Genomic DNA, 15,249 nt, shown 5'->3' with positions numbered 1-15,249 from the left:
CCCAGTGGCAGACCGCCGAGGCCGCCGGCACCTGACGGGGAGCCGAAGGACCCGTCGGTGACGGAAAGGGGGCGGCCCTCAGTCCCCGGGCCGTCGGCGAGCAGGGCATAGGCATGGGCATGGGCATGAGCATGCCCCAGGCGGGTCAAGATCGTTGGCGGTGCCCTTCCGCCGAGTATTGAACTTGAACTCGTGATGTCGGCCTGACCTCGGGTGTCGGCCGACATCAATCAACTTGCAGTAGCTGACTCGGGTTACCAGGCGGGGCGCTTGTCCTGACGGTCCGTCGAGAAGCCGGTGGGCACGGTCGCTTCGGTCCGCAACAGCAGGCCCGGGTCGGGCGGAAATTCATCGGTTGTCGGCGCTGGGCCGTGCAGGCGCCTATGGCCCGGGACCGGCAATTCGACCAGCACACCGTCGCGCATCATCCACAGCCCGAAGCAGTCATCTTCCTCGTCATGGATCAGCACCTGCACGCTCGCCGGATACGGCCACGCCAGGGATTCCAAGTGCCGCAGCAGACCTGACCGCGGACGCACGCGGTTGAACTCGATCATCCACCCGTCAACAAACATGTCCAGCCGCTCGAAGTGGCCCCGCCAGCTGCGCGAGTCATCCGGCCGTGTCAGTGGCTCCATCACATCGTCCGCGTACGGCGCCAGCACGATGACCTGCGCAATTCTGCTCATGCCGAAGTATCAGCGCACTCCATGGGCCGGTGGCAATCGAATTCCGAGGCGACGGGCGAGGGAGAAGACCCGCCTGGGCAGCGGCAGCACCCAGTAAGCCGACGGGACCACATCCGCGAAGCCGATCACTTGCTGAGGGTCAGGCCCGTGCCGGCCAGGCAGCCGTCGATGACCTCCGGCCGGTACTGAAGCATCTTGAGCTTGCGTTTCACGGCGCGGGTGATCTGACTGAGGTCCGCAGCGGCAAGGTTGCCGATGTCGCGTTTGACCAGCGACCAGATGCCCTCCTGCGGGTTCAGGTCCGGGGCATACGTCGGCAGCTGGAAGACGGTGAGCCAGTCGGCATTGGCCTCGAAGAACTCCCGCAACGGCGCGACCAGATGCATGCGCAGGTTGTCCCACACGAGGACGATCGGGCCGCCCAACTGCGTGCGGGCGCGGAGAATCAGGTCGCGGTAGTCCTTCCAGCCGAAGCCCTTCGGTTCGTCCTTGCGGCCCCGGTACTCACGGATCGCGTAGATCAGCCGGGACCGCTCACCGGGCTTGTAGCAGGTCATGCCCGCCATCGACACCCGGCCCGAGCCACGTCCACGCACGCGGACAACTGGGGTACTGCCTTGGCGGCCCCAGGTCCTGGCACGCGGCGGCGTCATCGACTGGCCGGCTTCGTCCTCGAAGACCACCCAGGCGCTGTTCGCCGCCGCGGTGCTCTTACCCGCGGCCAGACCTCCCGCTTCCACAGCTCCACCGCGTCGCCATCGCGCTCGATCGCGCGCCGAGCAGGCTGCTGCCAGGACCAGCCGTGCCTCCTCAGCAGCCGCCACGTGCCCTCCACGGTGTACGAGACGTGGAACAGCCGGCCGATCATCGTCTTCACCCGGGCCAGCGTCCACCGCTGATCGGTCCACCCATGGGCCAGCGGGCCACGCTCCAACTCCCGCTCCAGCCTGGCCATCTGCGTCTCCGACAGGCGAGGCCGCCCCGGCGATCCCTTCGACGCCACACCGGCCAGGCCCTCCTCGCGCCACTGGCGCCGCCAGCGTTCCACCGACCGCTCCGAGACCCGCAACGCGGCAGCAATCTCCCGATTCTTCTCCCTGCCCTCGAAGCACGCCACGGCCTGGACCCGGACCCGCTCCCGCGCGGCCCTCTCGGCGTCGGTCAAGCCACCACCCTGCGGATATCTCACCTCACCAGGGCTACCGAGCCCACCTGCACGCTGTCCGGCGAACAGCCCGACATCACCCGATCAAGTTCAGTAGCAGCGGACCGATTCGCCACCTGCGCGCCGGCCGCGGCAGGTGCCGCCCTACGGACGGCCCGGCCCTCGCACCCGCGCGGAATAGAGCAGTCCGGATAATCCCGTAAGAAATGGTGGGGGATTGTGGAGTCAATATTATCCGAGGGTATTTTACGTTCACAGAATTCAAAATTCCGACTATCCGACGATCTGGACACTCTCGGGGCCGAGGAACTGGCGCGCTTACGTCGCGACAACCTGGTGGCGACGGTGGCCGCCATCGCGGCCCGTCCCGCCGCGGCGGCGATCTGGCCCGGTATCGAGTCCGTTCGTACCGCAGACGACCTGAGCGAGCTCCCCCTCATGTCGCCGGAGGCGCTGGAGGACCTGTGTCCGCCCGGCGTGACCGGCATGGTGCTCGACAGCGTCACCACCGGCATGGTGCTGCGTTCCAGCGGCACCTCCGGGAAGCGCAAAGTCCTCTACCATTCCTGGAAGTTCAACGACCGGGTCGCACATCTGGGGGCGCGCGGCGTACGCGCCGCGCTGACGACCGCGCCGGTTCGCGTGGCCAACTGCCTCTACCCCGGTGAGCTGAACGGGGCGTTCTCCTTCGCCCAGGACCTCACCCGGAGCCTCGGCGCGCAGACGTTCCCCATCGGGACCTCGATGCGTCGGGCGGAACTACTGGACGTCATCCGCGAACACCGGATCGACACGCTTGTCGGCTCGCCCGCGATGGGCGCCGACCTGCTGTCCGACCCGGCGAACCTGGTGCCGCTTGCGTCGTTGCGGACCTACCTCTACATCGGCGAGAACCTCGGGGCGGCCCGCGCGGCGGTCATGGCTGCGGCGATGCCGGCGTTGCGGGTGCGGTCGCTCTCATACTCGACCAGCGAGACCGGTCCGATCGGCTACCAGTGCCCGTCCCAGGGCGACGGAACCCACCATGTGCACGACGACGCGATCCACGTTGAGGTGGTCGACCCGGAGACCGGCACCGAGGTGGCCGACGGTGAAGAGGGTGAGGTGATCACCACCACGTTGACCGACACCGGGATGCCACTGGTGCGCTACCGGATCGGCGACCGCGCGATACGCCACGCCCCCGGTGCCTGCGTTTGCGGCAGTCACGCCTCGCGGATCACGCTGACCGGACGGGTGCCGCGCTCGCTCAACGTCGACGGCGCCACGATCTCCCAGGACCTGGTCATGGCGCAGTTGCGCGCCTTCGGTGTGACCGACCCGGCGGACTGCCAGTTCCAGGTGCGGCGCGCCTCCGACCGGGGGTTCGTCATCACCCTGCTGCTCTCCGACCGTCTCGCCGCCCGGCCCGCGGACGATGAGGTGCTCCACCGGCTGCGTGAGGGCTATCACCTCGGCCGGGTCTTCGGCATGCCGGCCTGCAACGGGTTCACCCTGGCACACGTTCCGGCGGCGGACTTTGCCCGCAACAGTCGCGGCAAGACCCCGTTCTTCGTCGAGCTGTAACCGCCGGCCCTCGCCCGGAACCCGAACTCCTTCCACTCACTTGAGGACACCTGTGGCTCTACTGGAGATTTCCAAGAACTGGCTGACCAACCGACTCCAGAGCACTACCGACGCGCTCGCCATCGCCACCCGACGCGAGCTCACCTCGCACGTCTTCCGGGGCCGCCGGGGCAAGGTGGTCGAGCTGGCCGACGGCACCGAGGCCGTCGAGTTCGTCTCCTGCTCGTATCTGGGCCTGGAGGTGCACCCCCAACTCCTGAACGCCGCGAAGGAGGCCATCGACCGCGTCGGCGTGCACTTCGCGTCCTCACGGACCCGGATGCGGCTGGACGACCTTGAGGAACTGGAGTCGGTCCTGGACCAAATCTACGGATTGCGGTCGGTCACCGCCTTCACCTCCGTCGGCAACGTCCACCTCGGCGTGCTGCCACTGCTGGCGGCCAACGCGCTGCCCAGCTACCCGGTGGCCGAGGCTGGACCGATGTTCCTGGTGGAGCGCACCGCGCACGCCTCTATACAGATACTGCGCGGCATCTACGAGCAGCTCGGTCCGGTGAAGCGGTTCGACGCGAACGACACCGACCGGCTGGCCGGCCTGCTCGACGAGGCGGTGGACGGCGGCCGGACCCCGATCGTGCTGGTCGACGGGATCGGCTCGATGGGAGGGCTGATCGATGTCGTCGCACTCAACACCCTCACCGCGGCGGCGGGCGGCTACCTCTACGTCGACGACGCGCACGGGATGTCGATCGCCGGTGCCCAGGGCGGCGGCTACGCGCACGAGGCGTTCGGCGCGGCATTGCCCGACTCGGTGATCCTGGTCGGTTCGCTGTCCAAGGCCTTCGGCGGAGCGGGCGGATTCAGCGTGCTGCGTGACAGCGCGGACACCACGGTGCTGCGCAAGTTCGGCAACCCGCTGATCTTCGGCGGCCCCATCGCACTCCCCATGGCCAGCGCCAACCTGGCCTCTGCCCGGCTGCACGCCGAGGGCGCGGTGGTCCCGCTCCAGGACCGGTTATGGCACAACGCCGAGTTGTTCGACCGGTACACGAAGGGACGGCTCGTCAACGCCGGCGAGCGCTCGCCGGTACGCGGCGCGGTGTTCTCCTCCGAGGCCGGCGCGCTTGCCGCGGCCGAACGGCTCCGGGACGCCGGGATCCTGGTGACCCCCGCGTTCTACCCCACCGTCGCCCGAGGGACCGGTTTGGTGCGATTCGCCGTCTCCTCGCTGCACACCGACGAACAGATCGTCCGTGCCGCCGAGGTGCTCGGCGATCTCGGCTGACCCGCACCTCCCCGACGCGCAGAAATCAGGAGACATGACCCGACGGCCCGCCGAGCCCGTACTGACCTGGATCTGCCACCCCGACGACCTGGCGCCCGATTACCTCGCCGTCATCGAGGAGAACATGACCAGGGAGTATTCCGCCGCCGCCGAACGCAACGGCTTCACCTTCCGGTTCCTGCCGGCCAACGAACTCGTCCCTGTCGTGGCCGACCGGCCGCGGCTGCTGCACCGCGGCGAGGACCTGCTGGAGCGAAGGCAGTGCTACATCGTCGACGACGTCAGCGCCGACCCGCAGTCCACCCACTTCCTGCGGGCGGTCTACCGAACGGTGGAGGCAGGCGATTCGGTGCTGCTCAACCGGGCGTTGAAGGGGCCGGAGTGCCTGGAGCGCGACAAGCTGGCGATGATGCTGAGGGCGGCAGCGCTGGGTGTGCCGACCCCGCGGACGGTGGCCGTACCGTTCGGCCGGTACGCGCGCCAGGGGCTGTCCGTGGTGCGCGAGGTCATCGGCGACGGCCCGTACATCGTCAAGCCCCGTGAGATGGGGATGGGCACGGCGGTGCTGCGGGTGGAGACCCCTGAGCAGTTGTCCGCCGCGCTGGACGTGGTCGCCCAGACCGGCCAGAGCTACCTGGTGCAGGAGTGCCTGCCGATCACCGGCGACCTGCGGGTGATGATGGTCGACGGCGAGGTGCTGGTGTCGCTGCTGCGCCATCCTGCCGAGGGCAACTACCGGGCCAATCTGCGCCTGGGCGGCGTCGCGGAGATCGACCCCGACATCGGCGGCATCCGGGAGATGTGCCTGCGGATCGCCGAGAGTCTGTCGGCCAGTTACCTGCACGTGGACTGGTTGATGACCCCCGAGGGACCGGTGATGGGCGAGTGGGGCACCGCCATGGCCGGGTTCTCACTGATGCCCGAACCGGCGCGGACCAAGGTGGCCGACGCGTTCTTCCAGTGGGCCGGCCGGATGCTGGCCGGGACGGGAGAGCTGTGAACGGCGAGGAGGTCCGGCGTCGGCTGATCGGGCAGATCACCGGTTACCGCACCAGCAAGTGCCTTTACGCGGTGACCGAGTTGGGTATCCCGGATCTGCTGGAGCGGCGCCCGATGACCGCCGCCGAGCTTGCGGCCGAGACCCGCACCGACGTCAGCCTGCTGCGCCGGGTCGTCGACCACCTGGTGGTGGCCGAGGTGCTGCGGCTCGAAGCGTCCGGCGCCTACGTCGGCACGGAGGCATCCCGGATGCTGTGCCGCGACGCGCCGGACGGGATCGCCAACTGGGTGCGCTGCGAACTGCAGGAGGGCTACTGGCACAGCTGGGACCGTCTGGTGGAGCAACTACGCACCGGTACACCGGCGTTCGAGCTGACCCACCAGGAGGGCTTCTTCGAGTGGCTCGCCAGGTCACCGGAGATCAGCGATCTGTTCGACGCGACGATGCGCGACGGTTCGCGCGACCTGGACGGCGGACTGGCGGCGGCGATCACGCTGCGGCCGGGCGAGACCGTGGTCGATGTCGGAGGCGGTGACGGGTCGCTGCTGGCGGCGCTGCTGACGGCCGGTCCGCAAGCGCGCGGCGTCCTGTTCGAGCTGCCCCGGGAGAAGGCCGAAGTGGTGCCCGCGCTGGCCGCCTTGATCGCCGCGGGGCGCGCCCGGGTGGAACGCGGTTCGTTCTTCGACGGGGTCCCGGCGGGCGGGGATGTCTACGTACTCAAGCGCGTCCTGCACGACTGGGACGACGAACGCGCGCTGCGGGTACTGGGCCACTGCCGGGACGCGCTGGCGCCCGGCGGGCGGGTGGCGGTGGTCGACATGGTGCTCGACGACGACAGGCGTGTCCCGGTCGGGCGTTCCCTGGACGTGCTGATGATGATTCTGATGGCCGGCCGGGAACGCACCGCGGCGGATTTCTCCGCCCTCGGCGCCGCCGCGGGGTTCCTGCCCGCCGCGATCACCGCTACCGGGACCTCGCTGTCGGTGGTGGAGATGTCCGTTCCCGCACCGGACAGGGGCAAGTCGCATGTCGGTCGATGAGACGACGACCCCGCGGACCGCGGAGACCGGCGACCGCCGGTCGGTCCTGGCCGCGCTGGTTTTCACGTTCGTAACGAACATCGACATGACCACCGTGCTGACCCTGCTGCCGGTGGCGGTCTTCGGCGGGACCCGGGTCTCCCCGCTGTCGTTCTCCCTCGCGCTGTCCATCCAGGTCGTCGCCTCGCTCGTCGGCGGGATCGTCGTGCCGATCGCCTTCCGTGGCCTGAGCAGCGGATGGATGCTGTCGATCTCCTCGCTGCTGAAGTCGGCCGGGTTCCTCGCGCTCCTGGCCACGGTGCACTCGCCCGGACTCTTCACCTTCGCGGTGCTTGCCGGACTCGGCCGCGGCGTGTCGAAGGTGGCGGTGCGGGTGCTGCTGACCGACGCCACCACCGAGAAGGGCCGGAGCAAGGCGTTCCAGCTGTTCTTCGTCATCATGAACGCGGCACTTCTGCTGGCGCCGTTGATCGCCGAGGCCGCCGACAAGCTCCACGTGGCTCGGCTGGCGCTGACGACGCTGCTTGTGCTGGAACTGGCGGGCGGTGCCTGGTCCGGCCTGGTGGCGCGTCGGCTGGACTCGGACACCGGGAAGGCCAAACGGCTGACCATCGGAGGCAGCATCGGGCTGCTGGCACGCGGCGGCCCTGCGACAGTGCTGGCCTACACGCTGGTCGCGTATTTCGCCATGGGCTTCATCATGACCATGTTCCTGCTGTACGACCAGGTCAACGCGGGCCTGTCGAGCTACCGCGAGATGTTCTTGAGCTTCGAGCCGCTGGCGCTGATCGTGATCCAGCTGGCCATGATGCCGGTCCTGGCCAGAGCCGGGCAGGCGCAGGTGTACGCCGGGGCCGCGGTCGCCTGCGGGCTCGGGGTGCTGCTGTCGTTCACCTCGTCGGTCGTCCTGGTCATGGCCGGTCTGGCGCTGTTCGCCTTCGCCGAATGCCTCGCCCTGCCACAGGCGCAGGTGGACGCCGGGAAGGTCGTGCCCAAGGAGCAGGTTGCCGTGATGCTGTCGCTGGTGACCATCATGAGCGCGGTCGGCGAGATCGTGGGCAACGTGGCCGCCGGCTGGATCGTGCGCAACGCGGGCGGCCTGCTGCCCTCCGCCACCACGTCGGGCATGGCGGTGTCCGTGATCGTGCTGGTGGGCTTCGGCGGCGCCGGGTTCGGAATCGTCCGAGCGGTCTCCGCGCGGCAGACGGTGTGAGGTGGACTCGTGCCGGGGCGGAGCGCGAACGTGACGACTGCGGAATACGCGCGTGGAACCCCGTTCAGGGGGGATCGAGGCACGGTCCGCGCGCACCACAACCACCGCCGTGCGCCCGCCGGTTGGACCCCGTCGCTGCTTCCGGTCACCGACCGGGCCACCGGCCGGGGCCTGTCGGACCGTCAGGCCCGTCCGGCCCGTCCGGCCCGTCGGCCAACTGACCACCACCAGGAGAGGAGGGTCGAGATCAGCATGTCGCAGAGCACCAACGGCATCGCGGCCAGTCACCGCATCCCCCGCTACCGCGGCTTCGCCGTCCTGGCCCACTGACCCCCGACCGCAACACCGGAGGACGCATGACTGTCGTGCTCGAACCTCTCGGCACCAGGCCGATGATGGACAACGGCAAACGACTGTCCGGGGCGCTGCCCCGGATTCGCTCGGTGGGCACCGCGGTGCCGCCGCACTCCTACTCCCAGCAGGACATCCTCGACATCTTCGATGTCACCGACGAGCGCATCCGCTCCGTCTTCCTCAACAGCGCGATCAGCACACGGCATCTCACCCTGCCGCCACAGGGGCCGGACGGCACACGGCGTGTCGAGTCGCAGGGCGAACTGCTGCGCAAGCACGTCAGCACCGGCATCGACATGGGCTCCCGCGCCCTGGAGACCTGCCTGAAGTCAGCGGGTGCCGACCTCTCCGACATCCGCTACCTGTGCTGCGTCACCTCCACCGGCTTCCTCACCCCCGGATTCAGCGCCCTGCTGATCAAAGAACTCGGACTCCCGGTGGACTGCTCACGGCTGGACGTGGTCGGCATGGGCTGCAACGCCGGGCTCAACGCACTGACCGCCGTGGCCGGTTGGGCCGCCGCACATCCGGGACAACTGGCCGTGATGGTGTGCGTGGAGTCCTGCTCCTCGGCCTACGTCTTCGACGGCACCATGCGCACGTCGGTCGTCAACAGCCTGTTCGGCGACGGCGCCGCGGCGGTACTTGTCCGCGCCGGCGACAAACCCGGCCAGGGCACCCACGGCCCCGCGCTGCTGGGCTTCTCCAGCCGGATCATCCCCGAGGCCGCCGACGCCATGCGCTACGACTGGGACGACGACGAGGGCAAGTTCAGCTTCTTCCTCGACCGCGACGTGCCCTACGTGGTCGGCGCCCACGCCGAGGAGGCTGTGGGTTCCCTGCTGGCGGGAGCCGGCCTGCGCCGGGCGAACATCCACCACTGGCTGGTGCACTCCGGCGGCAAAAAGGTCATCGACTCGGTCCGGGTCAACCTTGGCCTGACCAAGCACGACGTACGCCACACCACAGGCGTCCTCCGGGATTACGGCAACCTCTCCAGCGGTTCCTTCCTGTTCTCCTACGAGCGCCTGGCCACCGAGGGAGTGGTGGAGCCGGGTGACATCGGGGTGCTGATGACCATGGGGCCGGGATCGACGATCGAGACGGCGCTGGTGCGATGGTGACCGCGGCGGACACCACAACGGCGGAAACGGCGACGGAGCGAGAGGAAGTTCAGGCGATGACCAGCGGGAACGATCTGATCACGGACTATCGGGTGGAGGTGGACGGGCGGCCCCTGTCCGAACTGACCGCCTCCCTCGACGCCGCCAGGGAAAGGGTGGAGGACGCCGGCGCCGGCGCGGTGCTGGTGCTTACCCTGCGGCCGTCCACCGCGGCGTCGTGGCCGGGCCCCGGTACCGTGGTGCACGCGGTCAACAAGTGGGAGCGGGCGCTGCGCCGCGTCGAGCGGCTGGACGCCCCGATCGTCGCCGTGGCCGAGGGTGTCTGCGCCGGGCCCGCGGCCGAGATGCTGTTGGTGGCCGACGTGCGCATCGCCACTACCGACCTGCGGATCGCGTTACCGCGCAACGACGGCCGCTGTTGGCCGGGCATGGCACTGCACCGGCTTGTCAACCAGCTCGGCGCGGGCTGGAGTCGGCGCATCGTACTGGGCGGGGTGGAACTGACCGCCGAGCGTGCTGTGGCCATCGGCCTGATCGACGAGGTCACCGACGAGCCGCAGGCGGTGCTCGACGAAGCGTTGGCCGCGCTGCGTACCGTGTCCGGACCGGAGTTGGCGGTACGGCGCAGGTTGCTGCTGGAGGCACCCGACACCACCTTCGAGGACGCCCTCGGCACCCATCTCGCCGCGTGCGACCGCGAACTGCGGCGGGTTCGCGCGGGTGAACTCCGGGCGGTGCGGACGTGACAACCTCCACCGGTACCGGGCTCGCCTCCGAACCGCTCGTGACCGGGAACCTCGACGCGGACGCGGCGGCCCTGGCCGGGTACGCCGCAGCCGCCGACGGGCTGCTTGCCGACCTGCCGCCCCGGGCCAAGCGCGACGAGCGGCAGCAGGCCGTGGCCGACCGGGTCCTGACCAGCGCCCGCCGGGTGCGCTCGGTGTTCCTCGACCGGCACGCCGGATCCGTGTACGCCCGCCTGACCGGCGACCGGACCCGCCACGTCCAGCTCCCGGAACTGATGGCCACCGCCGGCGAGCAGTGGCCCGGTCTGGTTCCCACCGAGGCACAGCTCGCCGCCGAGCGCGAGCACATCCAGGCGCACAAGGAGGGCCTGGAGATCGACCAGGGGCTCTTCCTGCGCGCGGTCCTGCGCGACCCCGTCGCAGGCGCGCACCTGGCCGACGCGATGCGCACACCGTCACGGCGGGCAGTGGAGCTGCTTGCGGACTTCATCTCGACCGGCCGGGCGCAGCTGGAGTCGGTTCTCGTGGAGCGCCGGGGTGCTGCCGCGCACCTGACCGTCCACAACGGACACTGCCTCAACGCTGAGGACGAAACCTTGATCGCGGACATGGAGACCGCGGTCGACCTGGCACTGCTCGACGACCAGATCCACGTCGGCGTGCTGCGCGGTGGGGTGATGACGCATCCCAGGTACGCCGGCAAGCGGGTATTCAGCGCCGGTATCAACCTGCGTCACCTGCACGAGGGACGCATCTCCCTCATCGGCTTCCTGATGCAGCGCGAAATGGGCTACATCAGCAAGATCCAGCGTGGCCTGCACCAGCCCGGGGGCGACGACGTCAGCAAGCCGTGGGTGGCCGCGGTCGACTCGTTCGCCATCGGCGGAGGCATGCAACTACTCCTCGTCCTCGACCGGGTGATCGCCGAGCGGGACTCGTTCTTCTCACTGCCCGCCGCGCAAGAGGGCATCGTGCCCGGCGCGGGCAATCTGCGCCTGGCCCGCTTCACCGGCAGCCGCCAGGCCCGCCGGGTGATCCTTTGGGGCGACCGGATCCCGGCCTGCGACCCACGGTCCGACTCGGTGTGCGACCAGGTCGTGGCGCCCGAAGAGATGGACACCGCGGTCGAGGAGGCGGTGCTGGCCCTGGACAACCCGGCCGTCGTGGCGAATCGGGCAATGCTGACGCTGGCGGAGGAGCCTCCGGAGTTGTTCCGCGCGTACCTGGCGGAGTTCGCCTACGTGCAGGCGACCCGGCTCTACAGCCCCGATGTCATCCATAAGGTGGAGCGTGCCTGGTCACGCGCGGGTGGGCGGCCATGAGTACGGCGGCCGGCTTCGCGCTGGCGCCCGGCGACCTGCACGCCAGCCTGAACGACCCGGTGCTCGGCTCCATCGGCTTCCTCAATGAGGTGATGTCGCGGTACCCGTCGGCGATCTCCTTCGCCCCGGGTGCCCCGCACCTGGCCCACCTGGCCGACGTGGACGTCACCGCGTACGCCACGCGCTACGAAAGGCACCTGGTCGAGAACCGGGGCATGACAGCCGGGCAGGCCCGCAACCTGATGCACGAGTACGGGCCGAGCCGGGGCCTGGTCAACGACCTGATCGCCGACGCGCTCCGCCGCGACACGGGCATCGATGTACTCCCCCGGTCCGTGGTGGTGACCGTCGGCGCGCAGGAGGCCATGCTGCTCACCCTGCGCGCGCTGTGCCGCTCGCGCGACGATCTGCTGGCGGTCGTCGAACCCGCCTTCGTCGGCATGATGGGCGCCGCCCGAGTGCTCGACGTCGACATGGTGCCGGTCCCGGAGACCGCCACCGGACTGGACCTCGACGCTCTCCGGAGCGCCTGTGCGGCGGCGCGGGAGCGGGGACAGCGGGTGCGCGCGGTGTACGTCGCCCCGGACTACTCCAACCCTTCGGGCAGTGTGCTGGACATGGAGACCCGGCGTCGGCTGCTGGCTGTGGCCGACCACGAGGACCTGGTGCTGATCGAGGACTCGGCATACGGATTCACCGCCCCGCCCGGCCACGCGCTGCCCTCGCTCAAGGCGCTCGACACCGCGGGTCGGGTGGTCCACCTGGGCACGTTCGCCAAGGTGTGCCTGCCTGGCGCCCGAGTCGGATTCGCCGTCGCCGACCAGAGGGTTGTGCGGGCCGACGGTACCGAAGGAGTGCTCGCCGACGACCTGGCGGCCCTCAAGGGGATGGTCACGGTCAACACCTCACCCCTGTGCCAAGCGGTCATCGGAGGGATGCTCCTGGCACACGGCGGGTCCCTGGCCGAATTGGGTGCGGCGACCGCGGCGCACTACCGGCGCAATCTGTCGCATCTGCTGGCCGCGCTGGACCGCGAGCTTCGGGGTTCGGCGCCCCCCGGCGTGCGCTGGAACAGCCCGGTCGGCGGCTTCTTCGTCCGCATGCGGCTGCCCGTCCGGGTGGACACGGCCCTGCTGGATCGCTCCGCCACCGGGTTCGGCGTGCTGTGGACACCGATGGAGCACTTCTACCTGTCCGGAGCCGGGACCGACGAACTGCGCCTGTCATGCAGCTATCTGCGTCCCGAGCAGATCGACGAGGGGGTTGCGCGCCTCGCGGCGTTCGTCCACGCGGTCGCGGGGCCGGCTCGACACTGACGCCGGGTGCGGGTCCCGCCGGCTGTTGGCCTATGGCGCGGTAGCTGTCCGGGCCGTCGGTCAGCAGTTCGGCGGGCGCGGTGGCGGGCCCGCTTCGAGTGGACCGGCATGGGCCGGCCGGTCAGCCGGGGCCGCCGGGGCTGCCGGGGCTGCCGGGGCTGCCGGGGCTGCCGGGGCTGCCGGGGCTGCCGGAGGGTGCCTCGTCCTGCGGGTCGCCGGGCGGCACGGCGTCGTGGGGTGGGAACGGGGCTGGGGAGTCCGCTTGCGGGGTCGCGAGCGGTGGCCGCTCGCGCAGTCTGCGTCGGTGGCCGGCGCGGTCGGGGCGGCCCATGTAGCCCTGGGGCTGCCGGACGTTGCCGTGCCACAGGTCGGGCGGTACCCAACGGGAGCACGCCTGTTCGACGTCCGCGCTGACGTCAGCCAGCCAATTCACGTCGATCCGGTAACGCAGCCTCGGGAGACCATCGACGGGCGGGTCGCCGTCCCGTACACAGCGCCACAGCACGCGGTGGTCGCGGTCGAAGTCCCCGCGGGGGAAAAGCTCCAGCGTCGCGGTGCGGGGGACGACGGCTGCGTCGCCGGTGGAGTAGATGCACACGCCTGCCAGCGACTCCCACGTCACGAGCGTGTCCCCTTCCTGGCCGTACCACCACCATCCCGTGGCGTCGAAGACGAATCTGCGGCCGCGCTCGGCGACTGCCGCTATCGGTGCTAGCAGGGCCGAAAGCGCACACGGGCCGAAGACGGCGCCCAGAATCCACGCAGCCACCTCGCTGTCCACCAGCGCCGCCCCCGTCAGCCCGGCAGCGGATACCGCCAGAAGGCCTGCGTTGACGATCACGACGGGCCGGATCTCCCGCTGCCCGTAGCGCACGGTGGTCGCATCCTCGGACGGCCGCGCCGGCAAGCTCCCCCTCATGGCCGTCATGCTACGGAGAGCCGCTGCACAAATCCCGGGATCCGCACCCGGGCGGCAGATCCCGGCCGCATGCCGTCCACCGGTCGACCGCGATGCACAGGTGGCCCCGGCCGGCGCCAAAACGGCGATCCGCGGCATCGCACCCATCAGAACCGCTGCCAGGGAAGCACAAGGCCCCCACCGGGACACGCACCGGGACACGCATCGAACTGATGCTGTTGTCACCGCCCGCTCGCTCATAACGCCGGGCGGAAGCAACTGACCGCACTGGGTCACCCATCTACTGAACCGCGAATCCACCGAGAGAACCTGAATGGGCGAGGCAATTCGCTCATGTGCATCGCCGCGAATGCGCGTGCGGCGCACGCCAGACAGGCTGACGTGCGTCCCGCCCGTGCTTCCGAAGGAGAGCAGCTATGACGTTGTCCCCTGTGTCGCGGTCTCGGCGGCGCCGAATACACGCGGCCATCGGCGCATTGGTGACCGCGGCCGCTCTGTCGGCGTCTGCGCCTGCCTTCGCCCACGGGGCGCCCATGGCCCCGAGTACCGACACTCGCGCTGCCGACAGCAAACCGACCGTCGTGCTGGTGCACGGCGCGTTCACCGACGCGTCCAGTTGGAACGGGGTCATCGGACGCCTGCAAGCCGACGGCTACCGTGTCGTCGCCGCCGCCAATCCGCTGCGTGGTCTGCCCACCGACTCCGCATACATCGCCAGCGTCCTGCGGAGTATCAAGGGCCCCATCGTCCTGGTCGGCCATTCGTACGGCGGTGCAGTGATCAGCGAGGCAGCGACCGGGAACCCCAACGTCAAGGCACTCGTCTATGTCGCCGCTTTCATGCCCGACAAGGGCGAAGTCCTTGGCCAACTGGCCGCCAGATTCCCCGGCAGCCGACTCAACCCGGCCTTGGTGCAGGTGCCCTTCAAAAACGCGGACGGCACCACGGGAACGGATCTCTACCTCTCCCCCGACAAGTTCCACGCTGTCGCCGCCGCGGACCTCCCACAGGCGGCCGCCTCCGTGGCGGCCGCAACCCAACGTCCCGTCGCCGCATCGGCCTTCACCGACAAGGCAACCTCCGCCGCGTGGAAGACGATCCCGTCCTGGGCCGCCGTCGCCACAAACGACAGGGCCATAGCGCCCGACTTGGAGCGCTTCCAAGCCAAGCGAGCCGGTTCCCACACCGTCGAGATCGACGCCTCCCATGTCGTGATGATCTCCCACCCCGACGCCATCACCGACCTCATTCGCGACGCCGCCGGCACGCGGTCCTCCACGCCGGCCCTCGCCGAAACAGGACTCAGTACTCCCGGCCTCGTCGGCGCCGCTGCCGCCGGCGGACTGCTCATCGCCGGAGCAGGAGTCATTGCGGTCAGCCGCAGGCGGTCGACCGGTACACAGTGACCGGCAGAGCCCACCAGAACGCCCTGCTCAGATCGTGGACGCCCTGACGACAGGGGCCACCTTCGCTCAAGGGTCGGCCGGTGCTCGCCGACTCCCCGAGGGCG

14 protein-coding genes are annotated in these 15,249 nt (G+C 69.8%); 11 read left to right on the top strand and 3 right to left on the bottom strand.

What is annotated here, in order from left to right:
- Window positions 1–254: 254 nt before the first annotated feature.
- Window positions 255–689, bottom strand: a complete 435-nt coding sequence (locus RWE79_RS38535; RefSeq protein ID WP_475938094.1) for a hypothetical protein — start codon at window positions 687–689, stop codon at window positions 255–257.
- A gap of 125 nt (window positions 690–814) precedes the next feature.
- Window positions 815–1,878, bottom strand: a protein-coding gene (locus RWE79_RS38530) for an IS630 family transposase (RefSeq protein ID WP_475938158.1) whose coding sequence is annotated in 2 segments (ribosomal slippage) — window positions 815–1,431 and window positions 1,431–1,878 — 1,065 coding nt in all. Because the reading frame shifts where the segments join, the coding sequence is not laid out codon by codon here.
- 195 nt (window positions 1,879–2,073) lie between these two features.
- Between RWE79_RS38530 and RWE79_RS38525 the strand changes: the two genes are divergently transcribed.
- From RWE79_RS38525 to RWE79_RS38480, 10 genes are all read left to right on the top strand, one after another.
- Window positions 2,074–3,420 carry a phenylacetate--CoA ligase family protein gene (locus RWE79_RS38525; protein WP_475945313.1) on the top strand — a complete coding sequence of 449 codons (1,347 nt, stop codon included), beginning with the start codon at window positions 2,074–2,076 and terminating at the stop codon, window positions 3,418–3,420.
- A 52-nt stretch (window positions 3,421–3,472) separates the two neighbouring features.
- On the top strand, window positions 3,473–4,705 hold the full coding sequence (locus tag RWE79_RS38520) for an aminotransferase class I/II-fold pyridoxal phosphate-dependent enzyme (protein WP_475945311.1): 1,233 nt from the start codon (window positions 3,473–3,475) through the stop codon (window positions 4,703–4,705).
- Window positions 4,706–4,739: 34 nt separating this feature from the next.
- On the top strand, window positions 4,740–5,705 hold the full coding sequence (locus tag RWE79_RS38515; RefSeq protein ID WP_475945309.1) for an ATP-grasp domain-containing protein: 966 nt from the start codon (window positions 4,740–4,742) through the stop codon (window positions 5,703–5,705).
- A complete protein-coding gene (locus RWE79_RS38510) occupies window positions 5,702–6,745 on the top strand; it encodes a methyltransferase (RefSeq protein ID WP_475945307.1) in 1,044 nt (347 codons plus the stop codon). The genes RWE79_RS38515 and RWE79_RS38510 overlap by 4 nt, the downstream gene beginning before the upstream one ends.
- Window positions 6,732–7,958 carry an MFS transporter gene (locus tag RWE79_RS38505; RefSeq protein WP_475945305.1) on the top strand — a complete coding sequence of 409 codons (1,227 nt, stop codon included), beginning with the start codon at window positions 6,732–6,734 and terminating at the stop codon, window positions 7,956–7,958. The genes RWE79_RS38510 and RWE79_RS38505 overlap by 14 nt, the downstream gene beginning before the upstream one ends.
- A gap of 30 nt (window positions 7,959–7,988) precedes the next feature.
- Window positions 7,989–8,288 (top strand): hypothetical protein, encoded by a 300-nt coding sequence (locus RWE79_RS38500; RefSeq protein ID WP_475945303.1) that lies wholly within the window; start codon window positions 7,989–7,991, stop codon window positions 8,286–8,288.
- A 62-nt stretch (window positions 8,289–8,350) separates the two neighbouring features.
- On the top strand, window positions 8,351–9,436 hold the full coding sequence (gene dpgA / locus RWE79_RS38495) for a 3,5-dihydroxyphenylacetyl-CoA synthase DpgA (protein ID WP_475946393.1): 1,086 nt from the start codon (window positions 8,351–8,353) through the stop codon (window positions 9,434–9,436).
- 56 nt (window positions 9,437–9,492) lie between these two features.
- Window positions 9,493–10,182 (top strand): enoyl-CoA-hydratase DpgB, encoded by a 690-nt coding sequence (gene dpgB / locus RWE79_RS38490; RefSeq protein ID WP_475945301.1) that lies wholly within the window; start codon window positions 9,493–9,495, stop codon window positions 10,180–10,182.
- Window positions 10,179–11,504, top strand: coding sequence for a (3,5-dihydroxyphenyl)acetyl-CoA 1,2-dioxygenase DpgC (dpgC, locus tag RWE79_RS38485; protein WP_475945299.1), 1,326 nt, complete (start codon window positions 10,179–10,181; stop codon window positions 11,502–11,504). The genes dpgB and dpgC overlap by 4 nt, the downstream gene beginning before the upstream one ends.
- Window positions 11,501–12,820, top strand: a complete 1,320-nt coding sequence (locus tag RWE79_RS38480; RefSeq protein WP_475945297.1) for an aminotransferase-like domain-containing protein — start codon at window positions 11,501–11,503, stop codon at window positions 12,818–12,820. The genes dpgC and RWE79_RS38480 overlap by 4 nt, the downstream gene beginning before the upstream one ends.
- Before the next feature lie 121 nt (window positions 12,821–12,941).
- Here RWE79_RS38480 and RWE79_RS38475 read toward each other — a convergent pair whose 3' ends face one another.
- A complete protein-coding gene (locus RWE79_RS38475; RefSeq protein ID WP_475945295.1) occupies window positions 12,942–13,739 on the bottom strand; it encodes a hypothetical protein in 798 nt (265 codons plus the stop codon).
- Window positions 13,740–14,218: 479 nt separating this feature from the next.
- On the opposite strand from RWE79_RS38475, the gene RWE79_RS38470 reads away from it, so the two are divergent.
- The gene (locus RWE79_RS38470) at window positions 14,219–15,145 is read left to right on the top strand and encodes an alpha/beta fold hydrolase (RefSeq protein WP_475946391.1); all 927 of its coding nucleotides are present in this window, start codon (window positions 14,219–14,221) and stop codon (window positions 15,143–15,145) included.
- Window positions 15,146–15,249: the final 104 nt, after the last annotated feature.

Source organism: Streptomyces sp. RLA131 (genome assembly GCF_056270125.1).
Note: the sequence above shows the minus strand (reverse complement) of the source record. Positions and strands in the feature narration are given on the sequence as shown.

Bases quoted from the DNA above. Each gene is read 5' to 3' on its own strand.
- RWE79_RS38505 (WP_475945305.1), top strand. From the start codon at position 6,732: ATGTCGGTCGATGAGACGACGACCCCGCGGACCGCGGAGACCGGCGAC.
- dpgB (WP_475945301.1), top strand. From the start codon at position 9,493: ATGACCAGCGGGAACGATCTGATCACGGACTATCGGGTGGAGGTGGAC.
- RWE79_RS38515 (WP_475945309.1), top strand. From the start codon at position 4,740: ATGACCCGACGGCCCGCCGAGCCCGTACTGACCTGGATCTGCCACCCC.
- RWE79_RS38535 (WP_475938094.1), bottom strand. From the start codon at position 689: ATGAGCAGAATTGCGCAGGTCATCGTGCTGGCGCCGTACGCGGACGAT.
- RWE79_RS38480 (WP_475945297.1), top strand. From the start codon at position 11,501: ATGAGTACGGCGGCCGGCTTCGCGCTGGCGCCCGGCGACCTGCACGCC.
- RWE79_RS38475 (WP_475945295.1), bottom strand. From the start codon at position 13,739: ATGAGGGGGAGCTTGCCGGCGCGGCCGTCCGAGGATGCGACCACCGTG.
- dpgA (WP_475946393.1), top strand. From the start codon at position 8,351: ATGATGGACAACGGCAAACGACTGTCCGGGGCGCTGCCCCGGATTCGC.